Source organism: Neobacillus nitrireducens, assembly GCF_030915405.1.
Lineage (GTDB): Bacteria > Bacillota > Bacilli > Bacillales > Cytobacillaceae > Neobacillus.
Window position 1 is genome coordinate 3,089,782 of sequence record NZ_CP133262.1, and the last position, 19,702, is coordinate 3,109,483.

At 41.1% G+C, this 19,702-nt stretch carries 21 protein-coding genes and 1 other annotated feature; all 21 genes read right to left on the bottom strand.

Features of this window, described 5'->3' with window-relative positions; all coding sequences use genetic code 11:
- Positions 1-22: 22 nt before the first annotated feature.
- Positions 23-223 (bottom strand): 50S ribosomal protein L29, encoded by a 201-nt coding sequence (gene rpmC / locus RCG22_RS14910; protein WP_007085282.1) that lies wholly within the window; start codon positions 221-223, stop codon positions 23-25.
- Positions 213-647, bottom strand: coding sequence for a 50S ribosomal protein L16 (gene rplP, locus RCG22_RS14915; RefSeq protein WP_066249410.1), 435 nt, complete (start codon positions 645-647; stop codon positions 213-215). Before rplP ends, rpmC begins: the two co-directional genes overlap by 11 nt.
- Position 648: 1 nt before the next feature.
- The gene (gene rpsC / locus RCG22_RS14920) at positions 649-1,305 is read right to left on the bottom strand and encodes a 30S ribosomal protein S3 (RefSeq protein WP_066249409.1); all 657 of its coding nucleotides are present in this window, start codon (positions 1,303-1,305) and stop codon (positions 649-651) included.
- Positions 1,306-1,308: 3 nt separating this feature from the next.
- On the bottom strand, positions 1,309-1,650 hold the full coding sequence (gene rplV, locus RCG22_RS14925) for a 50S ribosomal protein L22 (RefSeq protein WP_066249407.1): 342 nt from the start codon (positions 1,648-1,650) through the stop codon (positions 1,309-1,311).
- A 17-nt stretch (positions 1,651-1,667) separates the two neighbouring features.
- The gene (gene rpsS / locus RCG22_RS14930) at positions 1,668-1,946 is read right to left on the bottom strand and encodes a 30S ribosomal protein S19 (RefSeq protein ID WP_026565526.1); all 279 of its coding nucleotides are present in this window, start codon (positions 1,944-1,946) and stop codon (positions 1,668-1,670) included.
- A gap of 60 nt (positions 1,947-2,006) precedes the next feature.
- Positions 2,007-2,837 carry a 50S ribosomal protein L2 gene (rplB, locus tag RCG22_RS14935; protein ID WP_098262325.1) on the bottom strand — a complete coding sequence of 277 codons (831 nt, stop codon included), beginning with the start codon at positions 2,835-2,837 and terminating at the stop codon, positions 2,007-2,009.
- Between the two features lie 29 nt (positions 2,838-2,866).
- On the bottom strand, positions 2,867-3,151 hold the full coding sequence (rplW, locus tag RCG22_RS14940) for a 50S ribosomal protein L23 (RefSeq protein ID WP_066249400.1): 285 nt from the start codon (positions 3,149-3,151) through the stop codon (positions 2,867-2,869).
- Entirely contained in the window at positions 3,151-3,774 is a 624-nt protein-coding gene (rplD, locus tag RCG22_RS14945; protein ID WP_098262326.1) for a 50S ribosomal protein L4, read from the bottom strand. The genes rplW and rplD overlap by 1 nt, the downstream gene beginning before the upstream one ends.
- 29 nt (positions 3,775-3,803) lie before the next feature.
- Positions 3,804-4,430: a 50S ribosomal protein L3 gene (gene rplC / locus RCG22_RS14950; RefSeq protein ID WP_098262327.1), complete on the bottom strand. Its 627-nt coding sequence runs from the start codon at positions 4,428-4,430 to the stop codon at positions 3,804-3,806.
- Positions 4,431-4,469: 39 nt separating this feature from the next.
- On the bottom strand, positions 4,470-4,778 hold the full coding sequence (gene rpsJ, locus RCG22_RS14955; protein WP_066094693.1) for a 30S ribosomal protein S10: 309 nt from the start codon (positions 4,776-4,778) through the stop codon (positions 4,470-4,472).
- A gap of 575 nt (positions 4,779-5,353) precedes the next feature.
- Positions 5,354-6,541, bottom strand: a complete 1,188-nt coding sequence (tuf, locus tag RCG22_RS14960) for an elongation factor Tu (protein WP_308103614.1) — start codon at positions 6,539-6,541, stop codon at positions 5,354-5,356.
- A gap of 131 nt (positions 6,542-6,672) precedes the next feature.
- On the bottom strand, positions 6,673-8,754 hold the full coding sequence (gene fusA / locus RCG22_RS14965) for an elongation factor G (protein ID WP_308103615.1): 2,082 nt from the start codon (positions 8,752-8,754) through the stop codon (positions 6,673-6,675).
- 48 nt (positions 8,755-8,802) lie between these two features.
- Complete coding sequence (rpsG, locus tag RCG22_RS14970; protein WP_066249388.1) at positions 8,803-9,273, bottom strand: 30S ribosomal protein S7; 471 nt, start codon at positions 9,271-9,273, stop codon at positions 8,803-8,805.
- A gap of 40 nt (positions 9,274-9,313) precedes the next feature.
- Positions 9,314-9,736 (bottom strand): 30S ribosomal protein S12, encoded by a 423-nt coding sequence (gene rpsL, locus RCG22_RS14975; protein ID WP_026565517.1) that lies wholly within the window; start codon positions 9,734-9,736, stop codon positions 9,314-9,316.
- Between the two features lie 102 nt (positions 9,737-9,838).
- Positions 9,839-10,087, bottom strand: coding sequence for a 50S ribosomal protein L7ae-like protein (locus RCG22_RS14980; protein ID WP_098262330.1), 249 nt, complete (start codon positions 10,085-10,087; stop codon positions 9,839-9,841).
- 135 nt (positions 10,088-10,222) lie between these two features.
- Positions 10,223-13,822 (bottom strand): DNA-directed RNA polymerase subunit beta', encoded by a 3,600-nt coding sequence (gene rpoC, locus RCG22_RS14985; protein WP_098262331.1) that lies wholly within the window; start codon positions 13,820-13,822, stop codon positions 10,223-10,225.
- A gap of 89 nt (positions 13,823-13,911) precedes the next feature.
- Positions 13,912-17,469 carry a DNA-directed RNA polymerase subunit beta gene (gene rpoB, locus RCG22_RS14990; protein WP_098262332.1) on the bottom strand — a complete coding sequence of 1,186 codons (3,558 nt, stop codon included), beginning with the start codon at positions 17,467-17,469 and terminating at the stop codon, positions 13,912-13,914.
- A gap of 252 nt (positions 17,470-17,721) precedes the next feature.
- Entirely contained in the window at positions 17,722-18,324 is a 603-nt protein-coding gene (locus RCG22_RS14995; RefSeq protein ID WP_308103616.1) for a class I SAM-dependent methyltransferase, read from the bottom strand.
- 105 nt (positions 18,325-18,429) lie between these two features.
- Positions 18,430-18,789, bottom strand: a complete 360-nt coding sequence (rplL, locus tag RCG22_RS15000) for a 50S ribosomal protein L7/L12 (protein ID WP_098262334.1) — start codon at positions 18,787-18,789, stop codon at positions 18,430-18,432.
- A gap of 201 nt (positions 18,790-18,990) precedes the next feature.
- Positions 18,991-19,491 carry a 50S ribosomal protein L10 gene (rplJ, locus tag RCG22_RS15005; protein ID WP_098262335.1) on the bottom strand — a complete coding sequence of 167 codons (501 nt, stop codon included), beginning with the start codon at positions 19,489-19,491 and terminating at the stop codon, positions 18,991-18,993.
- Positions 19,492-19,519: 28 nt separating this feature from the next.
- Positions 19,520-19,681, bottom strand: a complete 162-nt coding sequence (locus tag RCG22_RS15010; protein ID WP_308103618.1) for a hypothetical protein — start codon at positions 19,679-19,681, stop codon at positions 19,520-19,522.
- Positions 19,525-19,672 (bottom strand) — a sequence feature (ribosomal protein L10 leader region). It overlaps the preceding gene by 148 nt.
- Positions 19,682-19,702: the final 21 nt, after the last annotated feature.

The following is a 19,702-nucleotide window of genomic DNA, read 5'->3' on the forward strand; positions in this document are numbered from 1 at the left end:
TGTGTGAACCTCCCTTCAATAATCACTTGTTAACGCTGATTTCTCTTTCACGAACAACTGTTTTCATACGAGCGATCGCTTTGCGTACTTCACGAATGCGAGCAGTGTTTTCAAGTTGTCCTGTCGCCAATTGAAAGCGAAGGTTGAAAAGCTCTTCTTTTAAAGATTTTACTTTTTGTTCAATTTCTGCAGTGGTTAGGTCACGAAGTTCATTAGCTTTCATTTGATTCACCACCAATTTCTTCTCGTTTTACAAACTTACATTTTACTGGAAGCTTGTGCATAGCAAGTCGAAGTGCTTCACGAGCAATTTCTTCAGAAACGCCAGCAATTTCGAACATGATTTTTCCAGGCTTAACAACAGCTACCCAGCCTTCAGGCGCCCCTTTACCGGAACCCATCCGTACTTCTAGAGGTTTAGCAGTGTAAGGCTTGTGCGGGAAAATTTTAATCCAGACTTTACCGCCACGTTTCATGTAACGTGTCATCGCAATACGAGCTGCTTCGATTTGACGATTCGTGATCCATGAAGCTTCTAAAGCTTGTAGGCCGAATTCACCGAATGCTACTTCTGTACCGCCTTTTGCGTTACCACGCATGTTACCACGGTGTTGACGGCGATATTTTACGCGTTTTGGCAATAACATATTATTTGCCTCCTTCCGCAGGTTTCTTCTTAGTAGGAAGGACTTCTCCCTTATAAATCCATACTTTTACGCCTAGCTTACCATAAGTTGTATCGGCTTCAGCTGTAGCATAGTCGATATCAGCACGAAGTGTATGAAGTGGAACAGTTCCTTCGCTGTAATGTTCAGCACGAGCGATATCTGCACCGCCAAGACGACCAGAAACTTGTGTTTTGATACCTTTTGAACCAGCGCGCATTGCACGTTGAATAGCTTGCTTTTGTGCACGACGGAAAGATACACGGTTTTCTAATTGACGAGCAATATTTTCAGCAACTAGTTTCGCATCAACGTCAGCTCTCTTAATTTCAAGAATGTTGATGTGTACACGTTTGCCAGTTAATTGATTTAATGCTTTACGAAGTGCTTCAACTTCAGTACCGCCTTTACCAATAACCATACCAGGCTTAGCTGTATGCACTGTTACGTTTACACGGTTTGCAGCACGTTCGATTTCTACTTTAGAAACAGAAGCATCTTTTAAACGCTTCGTGATGTACTCACGAATTTTAAGGTCTTCGTGTAAAAGAGTAGCGAAGTCTTTGCCTGCGTACCATTTAGATTCCCAATCACGAATGATTCCAATACGCAAACCGACAGGATTTACTTTTTGACCCACAGCTTATCCCTCCTTCTTTTCTGATAATACGATAGTGATGTGGCTTGTGCGCTTAAGGATCTGGCTAGCACGGCCCATTGCGCGTGGACGGAAACGTTTCAACGTTGGTCCTTCGTCAACAAATGCTTGTTCAATAACTAGATTGTTAACGTCCATTTCATAGTTATGCTCAGCATTTGCCATAGCTGATTTTAATACTTTTTCCACGATTGGAGAAGCAGCCTTAGGTGTGAGATTTAAAATCGCCACAGCTTCACCAATTTGCTTTCCTCGAATTAAATCTACGACTAAACGTGCTTTACGAGGAGCAATACGAACTGTTCTTGCAACAGCTTTAGCTTGCATTTGGATGCCCTCCTCTCTTAACGTCTTGTTTTCTTGTCATCATTACCATGGCCCTTGTAAGCACGAGTTGGAGCAAACTCTCCAAGCTTGTGTCCTACCATGTCTTCGGTAACATATACAGGTACGTGTTTGCGACCATCATATACTGCGATAGTGTGGCCAATAAATTGTGGGAAGATTGTAGAACGGCGTGACCAAGTTTTAATAACTTGTTTGCTCTCAGTCTCGTTCAACTTTTCTACCTTAACCATTAAATGATCATCAACAAATGGTCCTTTTTTTAAGCTGCGACCCATGAAGGAACCTCCCTTCGTGACTGTTCTACGGTTCTTGCGTTGAACCGTAGGAATATCACGTTATTTTTTACGACGACGTACGATGAATTTATCTGATTTGTTTTTCTTTTTACGAGTTTTGTATCCAAGAGTTGGTTTACCCCATGGAGACATTGGTGATTTACGTCCGATTGGTGAACGTCCTTCACCACCACCGTGTGGGTGATCGTTAGGGTTCATTACAGATCCACGAACAGTTGGGCGCTTGCCTAACCAACGATTACGACCTGCTTTACCAATGTTAATAAGTTCGTGTTGTTCGTTACCTACTTGACCGATAGAAGCACGGCACTCAGAAAGGATCATACGAACTTCACCGGAATTTAAACGTACAAGTACGTATTTTCCTTCTTTACCAAGTACTTGAGCGCTTGTTCCAGCAGAACGAACTAACTGGCCGCCTTTTCCTGGTTTTAATTCGATGTTGTGTATTACAGTACCAACAGGAATGTTTGCTAATGGAAGTGCATTACCTACTTTAATATCAGCCTCAGGGCCTGACATTACTTCCATGCCAACTACTAGGTTTTTAGGAGCTAAGATATAACGCTTTTCTCCATCCACGTAGTTGATTAATGCGATATTTGCAGAACGGTTTGGATCGTACTCAATTGTAGCAACGCGTCCTGGAATGCCATCTTTGTTACGTTTAAAATCAATTAAACGGTATTGACGCTTGTGGCCGCCACCTTGATGACGAACAGTTAACTTACCTTGGTTATTACGGCCGCCTTTTCTCTTTAACGGAGCTAAAAGAGACTTTTCTGGGGTACTAGTTGTGATTTCTGCGAAATCAGAAGTAGTCATTCCGCGACGACCATTGGAGGTAGGTTTGTACTTTTTAATCGCCATTTTATTTCCCTCCTCTTCTTGATAGATGCTTATGCTTCAAAGAATTCGATTTCTTTGCTATCAGTTGTTAGTTTTACAATTGCTTTACGACGTTTGTTTGTGTAACCACCGAATTTTCCCATACGCTTAAATTTACCTTTGTAGTTCATGATGTTAACTTTCTCAACATCAACACTAAAGATTTCTTCAATAGCATCTTTAACTTGAGTTTTGTTAGCTCTCACATCTACTTCAAAAGTATATTTCTTTTCAGCCATTAGGTCAGTAGTACGTTCAGTGATAACGGGGCGCTTAATGATATCGCGTGCATCCATTATGCAAGCACCTCCTCTACTTTTTCAACCGCTGCTTTAGTCATGATTAATTTCTCATGATTAACAACATCTAGTACGTTAATTCCGCTAGCTGTTACTACTGTGATACCAGGAATATTACGAGCAGAAAGTGCTACATTTTCATCAAGGTCAGCTGTAACGATCAATGCTTTTTTGTCAACGGAAAGACCGCTTAAAACAGTTTTAAAATCTTTTGTTTTTGGTGAATCGAAAGCTAAAATATCTAACACTAACATATTCTCTTCTAATACTTTAGAAGAAAGTGCAGATTTGATTGCTAAACGACGAACCTTTTTAGGTAATTTGTAAGCGTAGCTGCGTGGTGTTGGACCGAATACAGTACCACCTCCGCGCCATTGTGGAGAACGGATTGACCCTTGACGAGCGCGTCCAGTTCCTTTTTGACGCCATGGCTTACGACCACCGCCGCGTACTTCAGAACGAATTTTAGTTTTATGAGTACCTTGACGCAATGAAGCTCTTTGCATAATAATCGCTTCAAATAATACGTGCTGGTTAGGCTCAATACCAAATACAGAATCATTAAGTTCGATATCACCAACTTGTGATCCGGTTTGGTTTAATAATGCTACTTTAGGCATTCCTTTGTTCCTCCTTTCTTAAAAAGTGACTATGCTTTAATTGCACCTTTAATTTTTAATAGAGCTTTTTTCGCGCCTGGTACATTACCTTTGATTAAAAGTAAGTTACGCTCTGCATCAACCTTAACAATTTCAAGGTTTTGTACAGTGATTTGTTCTCCACCCATACGACCTGGTAATAGTTTACCTTTGAATACGCGGTTTGGAGCAACTGGTCCCATTGAACCAGGACGACGGTGATAACGAGAACCGTGAGCCATTGGGCCGCGTGATTGTCCGTGGCGTTTGATTACACCTTGGAAACCTTTACCCTTTGAGATTCCTGTTACATCTACGATATCTCCAGCAGCGAAAATATCAACTTTGACTTCTTGACCAACTTCATAGCTTGCTAAGTCATCTCCGCGGAATTCGCGAACGAAGCGCTTAGGAGCAGTGTTTGCTTTAGCAACATGGCCTTTTTCCGGTTTGTTAGATAACTTTTCACGTTTATCTTCAAAACCAACTTGAACCGCAACATAACCGTCGCTTTCAACTGATTTCTTTTGAAGTACAACGTTTGGAGCTACTTCAACTACAGTTACAGGAATTAAGTTGCCGTTAGCAGCAAATACTTGAGTCATACCAATCTTTCTTCCTAAGATTCCTTTGGTCATTTAAGTCACACCTCCTAGATTATTTATCATTTATTTTGATTAAAGTTTAATTTCGATATCAACACCAGATGGTAAATCTAAACGCATTAACGCATCAACTGTTTGTGGAGTTGGGTTAACGATGTCGATTAGACGCTTATGTGTCCGTTGTTCGAATTGCTCACGTGAATCTTTGTACTTATGAACCGCACGAAGAATCGTGTAAATAGTTTTTTCGGTTGGTAACGGAATTGGACCAGATACAGCCGCACCAGAACGTTTTGCTGTTTCAACGATTTTTTCTGCAGATTGATCAAGGATTCTGTGATCATACGCTTTTAAACGGATACGAATTTTTTGTTTTGCCATTATTTTCCCTCCTTTATTCGCCTATTTTTAAAATAGACCTTCTCAGTGGAAATTTCCCTCACACACTCGCCATGGCAAAGCGGCCGGGTGTGTCAGCAACCTTCCACATCATCGCAGTCAAAGACCAACATTGTCTATTATACATAAAACATATAAGAAACGCAACACCTATTATGTTTTTTTCTTTATGTTTCTGTTTCGAACACTTTTCCTATTATAGCGGCTGTTATTCGCTTTTTCAACTATTATTATCAATCTCCAGAAATATCCTAATTAGAAAAGCAGAAGCGACCGCTTAGCGGCGTATGGACTGGAGCGCTTCGACTGAGATAAAGGAAACACGGAGTGCATTAGCGCATTCGTGCTTGACTTATCGTAGGGAGAAGAGCGAAGTCCACTAGCCGCTGGGAGCTGAAGCTAGACAATTTAGAAAGTTCATATATATATTTATATAGAAGAAACACGATTTAAAGTTTGCTTTTAGACATCAAAAAAGCAGATGGATCGTCACCCATCTGCTTCTACTATTGTGATCATTGATCAGCTTCGTAACCAAAGTTACTACTGCTATTCAATTACTCAGTGATTGTAGTGATTGAACCTGAACCTACTGTACGTCCACCTTCACGAATTGAGAACTTAGTTCCTTCTTCGATAGCGATTGGAGCGATTAGTTCAACGATCATTTCGATGTGGTCGCCAGGCATAACCATTTCAGTGCCTTCTGGAAGCATACAGATACCTGTAATATCAGAAGTACGGAAATAGAATTGTGGACGGTAGTTTGAGAAGAATGGAGTGTGACGTCCACCTTCTTCTTTTGATAAAACGTAAACTTGTGCTTTGAACTTTGTGTGTGGAGTGATTGACTTTGGTTTAGCCAATACTTGACCACGTTCGATTTCTTCACGTGCTACACCACGAAGAAGGGCACCAATGTTGTCTCCTGCTTCAGCGAAGTCAAGAAGCTTACGGAACATTTCTACACCTGTTACAGTAGTAGATTTTGGCTCTTCAGTGAAACCTACGATTTCAACTACGTCACCAACTTTAACTACACCACGCTCAACACGTCCTGTAGCAACTGTTCCACGACCAGTGATTGAGAATACATCCTCAACTGGCATCATGAAAGGCTTGTCAGTGTCACGAGTTGGTGTTGGGATCCACTCATCAACAGCTGTCATAAGTTCATAAATTTTTTCTTCCCATGCAGCTTCGCCTTCTAATGCTTTAAGAGCAGAACCTTTGATAACTGGAGTGTCATCGCCAGGGAAATCGTATTCAGTTAATAGATCACGAATTTCCATTTCTACTAATTCAAGAAGTTCTTCATCGTCAACCATGTCACACTTGTTCATGAATACAACAAGGTATGGTACACCTACTTGACGTGAAAGAAGGATGTGCTCACGAGTTTGTGGCATTGGGCCGTCAGTTGCAGAAACAACTAGGATACCGCCGTCCATTTGTGCTGCACCAGTGATCATGTTTTTAACATAGTCAGCGTGTCCTGGGCAGTCTACGTGTGCGTAGTGACGAGTATCTGTTTCATACTCAACGTGTGCAGTTGAGATTGTGATACCACGTTCTTTTTCTTCTGGTGCACCGTCAATTTGATCATATGCACGAGCTTCTGCTTTACCAGTTTTAGCAAGTACAGAAGTGATTGCAGCTGTTAAAGTTGTTTTACCATGGTCAACGTGTCCGATTGTACCAATGTTAACGTGTGGCTTTGAACGGTCGAATTTAGCTTTACCCATTAGGAAATCCTCCTCTAAATTATAAAAGTTTTAGTTTAGTTTTTTATGTAAGCCGTGAACATGGTTGTCCCAGAATCACGGCTTCCACTGCTTACAATTGTAGTTATACTTTATCAAAAGATGAAAATCAATTATTCACCTTTATTTTTTTTAATAATTTCTTCAGAAACTGATTTTGGTACTTCTTCATAGTGATCGAAGTGCATAGAGAATACTCCACGTCCTTGTGTACTTGAACGAAGTGCAGTTGCATAACCAAACATTTCTGAAAGTGGAACACTAGAGCGAACTACTTGTGCATTACCACGTGCTTCCATACCTTCAACGCGGCCACGACGAGCAGTGATTTGTCCCATGATATCTCCTAAATATTCTTCAGGGATAACAACTTCAACTCTCATCATAGGCTCAAGAATAACTGGCTTACATTTAGAAGCAGCATTCTTTAGTGCCATTGATGCAGCGATTTTAAACGCCATCTCTGAGGAGTCAACATCATGGTATGATCCATCAAATAATCTTGCTTTGATATCAACTAAAGGATATCCAGCAAGAACTCCGCGATCTAATGCATCTTCAAGACCAGCTTGGACTGCAGGGATGTATTCACGAGGAACTACACCACCAACGATACCGTTAACGAATTCAAAACCTTTTCCTTCGTCATTCGGTGAGAACTCAATCCAAACGTGTCCGTATTGACCACGACCACCAGATTGACGTGCGAATTTACCTTCAACTTGTGCAGAAGCACGGAAAGTTTCGCGATAAGCAACCTGAGGCGCACCAACATTAGCTTCTACCTTAAACTCACGACGCATACGGTCAACAAGAATATCAAGGTGAAGTTCACCCATACCAGCAATGATTACTTGACCTGTTTCAACGTCAGTGTGTGCACGGAAGGTAGGATCTTCTTCTTGAAGTTTTTGTAGTGCAGTTGTCATTTTGTCTTGGTCAGCTTTTGATTTTGGTTCTACTGAAAGTTGAATTACTGGTTCAGGGAATACCATTGACTCTAGGATAACAAGATTTTTCTCATCACATAGAGTATCACCAGTAGTTGTATCTTTCAGACCTACAGCTGCTGCAATGTCACCGGCATAAACCTTAGAGATTTCTTGACGGCTATTTGCATGCATTTGGAGGATACGTCCTACACGTTCACGCTTACCTTTAGTAGAGTTCTGAACATATGATCCAGCATCTAATGTACCAGAGTAAACACGGAAGAACGTTAATTTACCAACATAAGGGTCAGTCATAACTTTGAATGCAAGAGCAGAGAATGGCTCTTCATCGCTAGAATGACGTTCAACGATCTCTTCATCATCATCCACAGCATGTCCTTTAATTGCAGGTACATCTAATGGTGACGGAAGGTAATCGATAACAGCATCTAACATTAACTGAACACCTTTGTTTTTGAATGCAGATCCACAGATAACTGGGTAGAATTCAACATTAACGGTACCTTTACGAATCGCAGCTTTCAGCTCTTCTTTAGTGATTTCTTCGCCACCAAGGTATTTCTCCATTAATTCTTCATCTAACTCCGCTACTGCTTCAACTAACTTTTCACGGTATTCTTCAGCTTGAGCTTTATATTCTTCCGGAATCTCACGAACCTCAATATCAGTTCCTAAGTCGTTTCCGTAAAATACTGCATTCATTTCCACAAGGTCAATGATTGCTTCAAACTGATCTTCAGCACCGATTGGCAACTGAATTGGATGCGCATTTGCTTGAAGACGGTCATGGATAGTTCCTACAGAGTATAAGAAGTCTGCTCCAATTTTATCCATCTTGTTTACAAATACAACACGTGGTACACCATAAGTTGTTGCTTGGCGCCAAACGGTTTCAGTTTGAGGCTCAACACCAGATTGTGCATCAAGTACTGCTACTGCACCATCAAGTACACGAAGGGAACGTTCAACTTCAACAGTGAAGTCTACGTGTCCCGGTGTATCAATGATGTTTACACGATGGCCATGCCATTGTGCAGTTGTTGCCGCGGAAGTGATTGTGATTCCGCGTTCTTGTTCTTGCTCCATCCAGTCCATCTGAGATGCACCTTCATGTGTTTCACCAATCTTATGGATACGACCAGTGTAATAAAGAACACGCTCAGTGGTAGTCGTTTTACCAGCATCGATGTGGGCCATGATACCAATATTACGAGTATTTGCTAAGGAGAACTCTCTTGCCATTGGGTCTTTCTCCTTCCTAGTTTAAAAGTTTTTATATTGAAGGTTAGATTACCAACGATAGTGAGCAAACGCTTTGTTTGCTTCTGCCATTTTGTGTGTATCTTCACGCTTTTTAACAGATGCACCAGTATTGTTAGCTGCATCCATGATTTCATTCGCTAAACGCTCTTCCATTGTTTTCTCTCCACGGTTACGTGAATAGTTCACTAACCAACGAAGACCTAGAGTTGCACGGCGGTCTGGGCGCACCTCAATTGGAACTTGGTAGTTAGCACCACCTACACGGCGTGCTTTAACTTCAAGTACAGGCATAATGTTTTTAAGCGCTGCTTCAAAAACTTCCATCGGCTCTTTGCCAGAGCGTTCACGGATTGTATCGAATGCAGAGTAAAGAATTTCTTGCGACTTACCTCTTTTACCGTCAACCATCATTTTGTTGATTAAACGAGTAACTAGTTTAGAGTTATAAATTGGATCTGGTAACACGTCTCTTTTTGCTACAGGACCTTTACGTGGCATTATATTTCCTCCTTTCAAAGAAGCTTCTATTTAAGTTGTTTTATTTCTTAGCTGCTTTTGGTCTCTTTGTACCGTATTTAGAACGACCTTGCATACGGTTATTAACACCGGCTGTATCAAGTGCTCCACGTACGATGTGATAACGTACTCCTGGTAAGTCTTTTACACGTCCTCCACGAATAAGAACAACGCTGTGCTCTTGAAGATTGTGTCCAATACCAGGAATGTATGCAGTCACCTCAATACCATTCGTCAAACGTACACGAGCATATTTACGTAACGCTGAGTTTGGTTTCTTTGGTGTCATTGTACCAACACGAGTACATACACCGCGTTTTTGTGGTGAAGATACATTTGTTTGTGATTTCTTGAAGCTGTTATACCCTTTGTTTAGCGCAGGTGATTTTGACTTCTCCTCTTTAGATTGACGAGGCTTGCGCACTAATTGGTTAATAGTTGGCATTTGTGTTTCCTCCCTTCATTATTTGTAAACCCACACATCCAGGTGGTTCATTTTTTTGCAAAAACAAAGTTCTTGCAGACTTTCTATCTACAAAAACAGCTTTTAGCGGATAATTGCAACAGTTGAAGCACCAACTTCAATCCCGCATGCTTTTCCGAGTTTTATCATCGAATCCACATATAGGATAGGAACATTTATATCAAGAGCTTCATTAACAACTTTCACTGTCACTTTCGGGTCAGCGTCATTTGCTACGATCAACTCTCGGACATTACCTTCTTTAAGTGCTTTGACTGTTTGTTTTGTTCCTATAACGAACTTTTGTGCCTGGAATACTTTTTCATAAGACATCGTTCATATCCTCCAAAGTATCAGGTGAATAGGAGCACCTTTGATATAGTATCATTTTAATAAATGGATGTCAACACCACAGTAATTATTTTCTTAAAATAAGGAATCTGCTAGTTAGCAGATCCCTTACTATTATTAATCAATTGTAACTGTTTCTTCAGAAGTGGTATCACGGAGCACAGGCTCTGCTTTACGATAACGCGGCATTCCTGTTCCAGCTGGAATCAGCTTTCCGATAATAACATTTTCTTTTAGACCTAGTAATTCATCACGTTTACCTTTGATTGCTGCATCGGTAAGAACTCTTGTTGTTTCTTGGAACGATGCTGCAGAAAGGAATGAATCAGTTTCAAGCGACGCTTTGGTAATACCAAGTAATACCGGGCGACCTGTAGCTGGTAATTTACCTGCTAGCAATGCCTTTTCGTTCGCATCAGTAAACTGATGGATATCTAGAAGCGTTCCTGGAAGAACATCTGTTTCACCGGCATCCCCGACACGAACCTTACGGAGCATCTGACGGACCATTACTTCCACGTGCTTATCACCAATTTCTACCCCTTGCATACGGTAAACTTTCTGAACTTCTTTCAATAGGTATTCTTGAACCGAAGTAACGTCTTTCACCCGGATTAATTCTTTCGGGTCAATCGAACCTTCAGTTAACTCTTCACCACGAGCGACATGGTCATTAACTGCCACTTTTAAGCGTGCTGTATAAGGTGCATTGTATGTTCTTGATTCCACTTCACCTTGAACAACAATCTCATGCTGGCGGTCACGGCCTTCATTAATTCCAACAACTACACCTTCAATTTCGGTGATAACTGCTTGACCTTTAGGGTTACGTGCTTCAAAAATCTCTTGGATACGCGGTAAACCTTGTGTAATATCGTCTCCCGCAACACCGCCTGTGTGGAAGGTACGCATTGTTAACTGTGTACCTGGCTCACCGATTGATTGCGCTGCAATAATACCAACAGATTCACCCACTTCAACCTCTTGACCTGTTGCCAGGTTGCGGCCATAACATTTCTTACATACACCATGACGTGTATTACATGTAAATGCCGAGCGGATTTTTACTGTTTCAATACCTGCACCCACAATAATCTCTGCTAAATCCTCAGTAATCAAGCCGTTTTCAGGAACAAGCACTTCTTTGGTTTCCGGATGTCTGATCGCAGTCCGAGCATGACGGCCAATTAAGCGCTCATCCAGTCCTTCGATTATTTCTGTTCCATCTTTTAAGGCACTGATTAAGAAACCGCGATCTGTACCACAATCATCTTCACGGACAATTACATCCTGTGCAACGTCAACAAGACGACGTGTTAAGTAACCGGAGTCAGCCGTTTTCAAGGCTGTATCAGCAAGACCTTTACGCGCACCATGTGTCGAGATAAAGTACTCTAATACGGTTAATCCTTCACGGAAACTTGATTTAATCGGTAATTCAATAATTCGACCAGCCGGGTTGGCCATCAGACCACGCATACCAGCTAACTGTGTAAAGTTAGAGGCGTTACCACGGGCACCGGAATCACTCATCATAAAGATTGGATTCGATTTATTCAGGGATTTCATTAGTTTCCCTTGAATGGTATCTTTTGCAGCACTCCAGACAGCAATAACACGATCGTAACGCTCATCTTCGGTAATTAGACCACGTCTGAATTGCTTCATAACATTATCTACTTTACTTTGTGCTTCATGAAGAATTTCCTGCTTTTCAGGAAGTACGACAATGTCAGCTACACCAACCGTAAGTCCTGCTTTCGTTGAATGCTTAAAGCCCAAGTCCTTCATGCGGTCAAGCATTTTTGATGTTTCGGTAATCTTGAAACGCTTGAATACTTCCGCAATGATATTCCCAAGAATTTTCTTTTTGAACGGATCAATTAATGGCATTGACTGAATCTTTGCCTTAATGTCTTCGCCTTTTTCAACAAAATATTTGACAGGTGTTTCAACTTCTAAATTATGTCTAGTCGGTTCATTAATATACGGGAATGATTTTGGCAGAATTTCATTAAAAATAAGCTTACCCACCGTAGTGATTAATAACTTATGATTTTGTTCTTCTGTGAATGTTTCATTTCCTAATGAACCTGCATGGACAGCTACACGAGTATGGAAGTGAACATAGCCGTTTTGATAAGCAAGTACTGCTTCATTTGTATCTTTAAAGATCATTCCCTCGCCGACAGCGCCTTCTCTTTCCAAAGTTAAGTAATAGTTACCTAATACCATGTCCTGGGAAGGAGTAACAACCGGCTTACCATCTTTAGGGTTTAGGATATTTTGTGCTGCAAGCATTAAAAGACGTGCTTCTGCTTGTGCTTCTGATGAAAGCGGTACGTGAACAGCCATTTGGTCACCATCAAAGTCCGCATTGTATGCAGTACATACAAGAGGATGAAGACGAATCGCACGTCCTTCAACTAGTGTCGGTTCAAAAGCCTGAATCCCTAATCTATGCAATGTAGGGGCACGGTTTAATAATACCGGATGTTCTCTGATAACATCTTCAAGTACATCCCACACATCTGGAGATACTCTTTCAATCTTACGTTTGGCTGATTTAATATTATGGGCTAACCCTTTTTCAACGAGTTCCTTCATAACAAATGGCTTAAATAGTTCTAGCGCCATTTCTTTCGGAAGTCCACATTGATACATTTTTAAGTTCGGTCCTACAACGATAACGGAACGACCTGAATAGTCAACACGCTTTCCAAGTAGGTTTTGACGGAAACGGCCTTGCTTTCCTTTTAACATATGGGAAAGTGACTTCAATGGACGGTTACCCGGTCCTGTAACTGGACGACCACGACGGCCGTTATCAATCAAGGCATCAACCGCTTCTTGAAGCATCCGTTTTTCATTCTGAACAATAATACTTGGTGCACCTAGATCTAACAAACGCTTTAAGCGGTTATTACGATTAATTACCCGACGGTAAAGATCATTTAAGTCGGATGTTGCAAATCTTCCTCCATCCAATTGAACCATTGGGCGAAGTTCAGGAGGTATAACAGGAAGAACGTCAAGAATCATCCATGAAGGCTCATTTCCTGACCCACGGAATGCTTCTAATACTTCAAGGCGTTTAATCGCACGGGTACGACGCTGACCTTGTGCACTTTTTAATTCCTCTTTTAATGCGTCTACCTCTTTATTTAAATCGATATCAAAAAGAAGCTTTTTAATCGCTTCTGCTCCCATGGAAGCTTGGAATTTGTTTCCGTACTTTTCACGGTATGCGCGATATTCTTTTTCAGATAATAGCTGTTTTTTATCTAGAGCTGTGTCTCCGGATTCCGTAACTACATATGAAGCAAAGTAGATGATTTCCTCTAAAGCTCTTGGAGACATGTCTAAAACAAGTCCCATTCGGCTCGGAATACCTTTAAAGTACCAAATATGTGAAACTGGTGCAGCAAGCTCGATATGCCCCATTCGTTCACGACGAACTTTAGCACGTGTTACTTCTACTCCACAACGGTCACAAACGACACCTTTATAACGTACACGCTTGTACTTTCCGCAATGACATTCCCAATCCTTTGTAGGACCAAAAATTCGTTCACAGAACAAGCCATCCTTTTCAGGCTTTAATGTACGATAGTTAATCGTTTCTGGTTTCTTGACTTCTCCGAAAGACCATGAACGGATTTTATCGGGTGAAGCAAGACCAATCTTCATATACTCAAAATTATTAACATCCAGCAAGGGGCCTACCTCCCTTTTGATATCCAGGTTATACCCTTATCACGTACAAAAGTTGGAGCGCTATATGCGCTCCTACTCATAATATATATTTACTCTTTTGAACCGACTTTTTCTGATTCAAGTGCTTGCTCAGGAACAATGTTTAACGTGTCGACTTGTTGTAAGTCATCGTCATCTTCCGTATCGCGCATTTCTATTTCTTCTTCATCACCAGACAGGATTTTGACATCCATTCCTAGACTCTGAAGCTCTTTAATTAATACTTTGAATGATTCTGGAACACCTGGTTCCGGAACATTTTCACCTTTGACGATAGCTTCATAAGTTTTCACACGACCAACCACGTCATCGGATTTAACGGTAAGGATTTCTTGAAGGGTGTATGCTGCTCCGTATGCTTCAAGTGCCCAAACTTCCATCTCACCGAAACGCTGTCCACCAAATTGAGCTTTACCGCCCAGTGGCTGTTGCGTAACAAGTGAGTAAGGACCCGTTGAACGGGCATGGAGTTTATCATCAACCATGTGGGCAAGTTTAATCATATACATGACACCTACAGAGACACGGTTATCAAATGGTTCCCCAGATCGGCCATCATAAAGAACGGTTTTAGCATCGCGGGCCATGCCTGCTTCTTCAATCGTCCCCCAAACATCTTCCTCACGCGCTCCGTCAAATACCGGCGAAGCTACATGAATTCCTAGGTAACGGGCTGCCATTCCAAGGTGAAGCTCAAGCACCTGTCCAATGTTCATCCGTGATGGTACGCCCAATGGATTTAACATTATATCGACTGGTGTGCCATCTGGTAAAAACGGCATATCTTCTTCCGGTAAAATCCGTGAGATTACCCCTTTGTTACCATGACGTCCCGCCATTTTATCCCCTTCAGAGATCTTACGTTTCTGAACAATATAAGCGCGGACAAGCTGATTCACACCTGGTGGAAGTTCATCGCCATCTTCACGATTAAAGACTTTAACATCAAGAACGATACCGCCGCCGCCATGTGGAACTCTAAGTGACGTATCACGAACTTCACGTGCCTTTTCTCCAAAGATTGCGTGTAAAAGACGTTCTTCAGCTGTTAATTCGGTAACTCCTTTTGGCGTTACTTTACCAACTAACAAGTCTCCATCTTTCACTTCTGCACCCGTACGAATAATTCCACGCTCATCCAAGTTGCGAAGAGCATCTTCTCCAACGTTTGGTATATCACGTGTGATTTCTTCTGGTCCAAGTTTTGTATCACGAGATTCTGACTCGTATTCTTCAATATGAATCGATGTATAGACATCATCTTTCACTAAACGCTGACTCATAATAATCGCATCTTCATAGTTATAGCCATCCCATGTCATGAAGGCAACAAGAACGTTACGTCCAAGGGCTAATTCCCCTAATTCCATTGATGGACCATCAGCAAGAATTTCACCTTTTGTTACGTGGTTGCCTACAGCGACAATTGGTCGTTGGTTATAACAAGTTCCTTGATTGGAACGAATGAATTTAAGCATGCGGTATTTATCAAGATTTCCTCTTACTTCCTGACCGTCCACCACATTTATGCGGCGTACCCACACTTCACGTGCTTCCACGTGTTCAACAATACCTTCGTGCTTACAGATAACCGCAGCACCTGAGTCTTTACCAGATACATATTCCATACCTGTTCCAACTCTTGGAGCTTCTGGCTGCATAAGCGGGACTGCTTGACGCTGCATGTTCGCTCCCATTAGAGCACGGTTAGAGTCATCGTTTTCAAGGAACGGAATACATGCTGTTGCCGCAGATACAACCTGCTTTGGCGATACATCCATATAATCAATTCGCTCACGTTTAACGACCGTGTTTTCACCACGGAAACGAGCAACAACATCTTCATCAACGAAGGAACCATCGTCACTTAGACGAGAATTTGCTTGCGCTGTAACATAGTTATCTTCTTCATCCGCAGTTAAGTAATCAATTCGGCTTGTTACCTTTCCGGTATCAGGGTCGACACGACGGTAAGGTGTTTCAATGAATCCAAACCGGTTTACTTTTGCATATGATGATAACGAGTTAATCAGACCAATGTTCGGTCCCTCTGGTGTTTCAATCGGACACATACGACCGTAATGGGAGTAGTGAACGTCACGAACTTCAAAGCCTGCCCGTTCACGCGTTAAACCACCAGGTCCTAAGGCAGAGAGACGACGCTTGTGAGTTAATTCAGCAAGCGGATTCGTTTGATCCATGAATTGCGATAATTGTGAACTTCCGAAGAATTCCTTAATTGAAGCAATTACCGGACGAATATTAATCAATTGTTGCGGTGTGATCGTTGCTGTATCTTGGATAGACATTCTTTCGCGAACCACACGTTCCATACGGGATAATCCGATTCGGAACTGATTTTGAAGGAGTTCTCCTACAGAGCGAAGACGTCTGTTTCCTAGATGGTCAATATCATCGGTATCGCCTACTCCATGCAATAAATTGAAGAAGTAGCTAATCGATGCAATGATATCAGCAGGTGTAATATTTTTAATTGGTTCGGCCACATAGGCGTTACCTAAGACATTAATTACTTTTTCGTTCTCATCGCCAGGAGCATAAATCTTAATGTCCTGAAGAGTAATTTCCTCTGCCACTACGCCGCCATAAGGATTGAAGCCTTTGAAATTAATATTCTTTTCTAGGGCTGGCAAAACTCTATCCAGATTTCGTCTGTCTAGAACAGTACCTTTTTCAGCAATAATTTCACCAGTTTCAGGATCCGCAAGGGATTCTGCTAAACGCTGGTTAAATAAGCGGTTTTTAATATGAAGCTTTTTATTAATTTTATAACGACCAACATTAGCGAGGTCATAGCGCTTTGGATCAAAGAAACGCGAAATTAATAGACTCTTTGCGTTTTCAACAGTAGGCGGTTCACCTGGACGAAGACGCTCATAAATTTCTAGAAGCGCTTTGTCAACACCTTCTGTATTGTCCTTTTCTAATGTATTACGGATATACTCGTTATCCCCGATCAATTCAATGATTTCTTGATCAGAGCCGAAGCCAAGTGCACGCAAAAGAACCGTAACGGGCAGTTTCCGAGTACGATCTATTCTCACATATACGACATCTTTGGCGTCTGTTTCATACTCCAGCCAAGCGCCGCGGTTCGGAATGACAGTAGCCGAATAGCCACGTTTCCCATTTTTATCGAGTTTTCCACTAAAGTAAACGCTCGGAGAACGCACTAATTGTGAAACAATAACACGTTCTGCCCCGTTAATGACAAACGTACCTGTCTCAGTCATAAGTGGAAAATCACCCATAAATACATCTTGATCTTTTACTTCGCCTGTTTCTTTGTTTACAAGACGTACTTTTACACGTAATGGAGCAGAATATGTAACGTCCCGTTCTTTTGATTCTTCCACAGAATACTTTGGATCGCCAAGGCTGTAATCAATAAATTCTAGTGATAGGTTACCAGTAAAATCTTCTATTGGTGAAATATCCTGGAACATTTCACGCAAACCTTCATCAAGAAACCATTGATAGGAAGAGGTTTGGATTTCAATAAGATTTGGTAATTCTAAAACTTCACTGATTCGTGCGTAACTTCTTCGTTGGCGGTGTCGTCCATACTGAACTAGTTGACCTGTCAACTGATTCACCCCTCAAATCAAGCGTTATTATTAAAATTTATAAGCGTTTACGGAGCTGGAATTTACATCCTTTCCGTAAACAAAAAGAAAAAGGGTTTTTACTAAAAAACCACATTTTCACATTTAGACTATTATTTTGTCATCATTTCCTTAATATCCCTATTTTATACGCTAAGAAATAACGTTTTTAAGGAATAATTCGGAAATTATTATGATGGCATTTTATAATGCTATCATAGTGACATTTTCAAGTCAACTTTTTTGTGCCCTTATGACAAAATAACCTTTGGATTTGTCAATAGTTTCAACACGGTTAAATAAATTATTTAATTTTTCAATAGCGGATGGTGCCCCTTGTTTCTTTTGAATGACAACCCAGAGCTCACCCTGAGATGTAAGATGCTCGAAGCTTTGTTCAAAAATATCATGAACAGTTTTTTTCCCCGCCCTAATCGGTGGATTTGTTAATATGGCCGCAAACGTATTTTCTTTTACATTTAACAGACGATCACTTTCATAAATCTTAACGTTCTCAATCCGATTAAGTTCTGCATTTTCCTTCGCCAAGGAAATCGCTCGCTCATTAACATCAACCATATGTATCATACGATCATGATAATTCTTTGCAAGAGAAAGACCGATTGGTCCATAGCCACAGCCAACATCTAGGAGTAACCCCCCTGCATTCGGCAATTCAAAAGACTCAATTAATAACCGTGAGCCGAAATCTACTTCTCTTTTTGAAAACACACCGTTATCTGTTTTAAAACGAAATTGATTATTTTTTAAAGTGTAGTCCCAAAATTTCGGGTCACTATCAACCTTCTGTGTTCGAGAATAGTAGTGTTCAGACATTTGACTCACCTCCGAGGAATATTAATAATTGAAGAGTAACGAGGAAAAGAAACTTAGTTAAGTCAAAAAAAGCCCGCTTATACAGCGAGCTCATTTTTTTGATAATTACTTAACTTCAACGTTTGCTCCAACTTCAGCAAGTTTAGCTTTAACTTCTTCAGCTTCTTCTTTAGAAACGCCTTCTTTAACAGCTTTCGGAGTGTTGTCAACAAGATCTTTTGCTTCTTTAAGACCAAGACCTGTGATTTCACGAACAGCTTTGATAACCTTGATTTTTTGATCTCCAGGGCTAGCAAGGATTACGTCAAATTCAGTTTGCTCTTCAACAGCTGCTACTGCTGCGCCACCCATTGCTACTGGTGCTGCTGCAGTTACGCCGAATTCTTCTTCGATTGCTTTTACTAGATCGTTAAGTTCTAAAACAGTCATAGTTTTAACTGCTTCAATGATTTGTTCTTTAGTCATGATTAATTTCCTCCTTAGTTTTCGTTCAAATTTATTTGATTGAGCGTTAAGATTGTCTAGCTTCAGCTCCCAGCAGCTAGTGTCCTTCGCTCTTCTCCCTACGATAAGTCAACATCGGCTCGAAGAGAGCTCCCCGTGTTTCCTTTATCTCAGTTCGAAGCGCTCCAGGCCATACGTTGCTAAGCGGTCGCTTCCGCTTTTCTATGCGCCTTGTTCTTCTTTTTGTTCTGCAACTGCTTTTGTAACAAGAGCAAGGTTGCGGATTGGTGCTTGTAGTACGCTGAGTAACATAGATAGTAAACCTTCGCGTGATGGTAGGTCAGCAAGAGCTTTAATTTCTTCAGCTGTTGCAACGTTTCCTTCAATTACACCTGCTTTAAGTTCAAGTGCTTCATGCTTTTTCGCGAAGTCATTCAAGATTTTAGCTGGTGCTACTACATCTTCAGTACTGAACGCAATTGCGTTAGGACCTGTTAAAGCAGCGTTTAAGCCAGCAAGTTCAGCAGCTTCAGCCGCGCGGCGAACCATTGAGTTTTTGTAAACTTTGAATTCAACGCCTGCTTCACGAAGTTGTTTACGAAGTTCAGTTACTTCCGCAACTGATAGACCACGATAATCAACAACAACTGTTGAAACGCTCTTCTTTAACTTATCAGTAATTTCATCAACGACTTGTTTCTTTAATTCGATTACACTGCTCATCTTTACACCTCCTGTAGATTATCTACATTCATACCAGGCAAATTAAAGCCTCCATATCAATCGGTGACATGGAGGCAGCATACAACAGCTGAATAAGTTCAGCCAATTCTATCGCATTACCTCGGCAGGGAATTAAGCGTCGAAACGCACCTGCTGTCTTCAGTACAAATGTTTTTATTTTAAACAACAAAATAGATTATATAAAATCTAT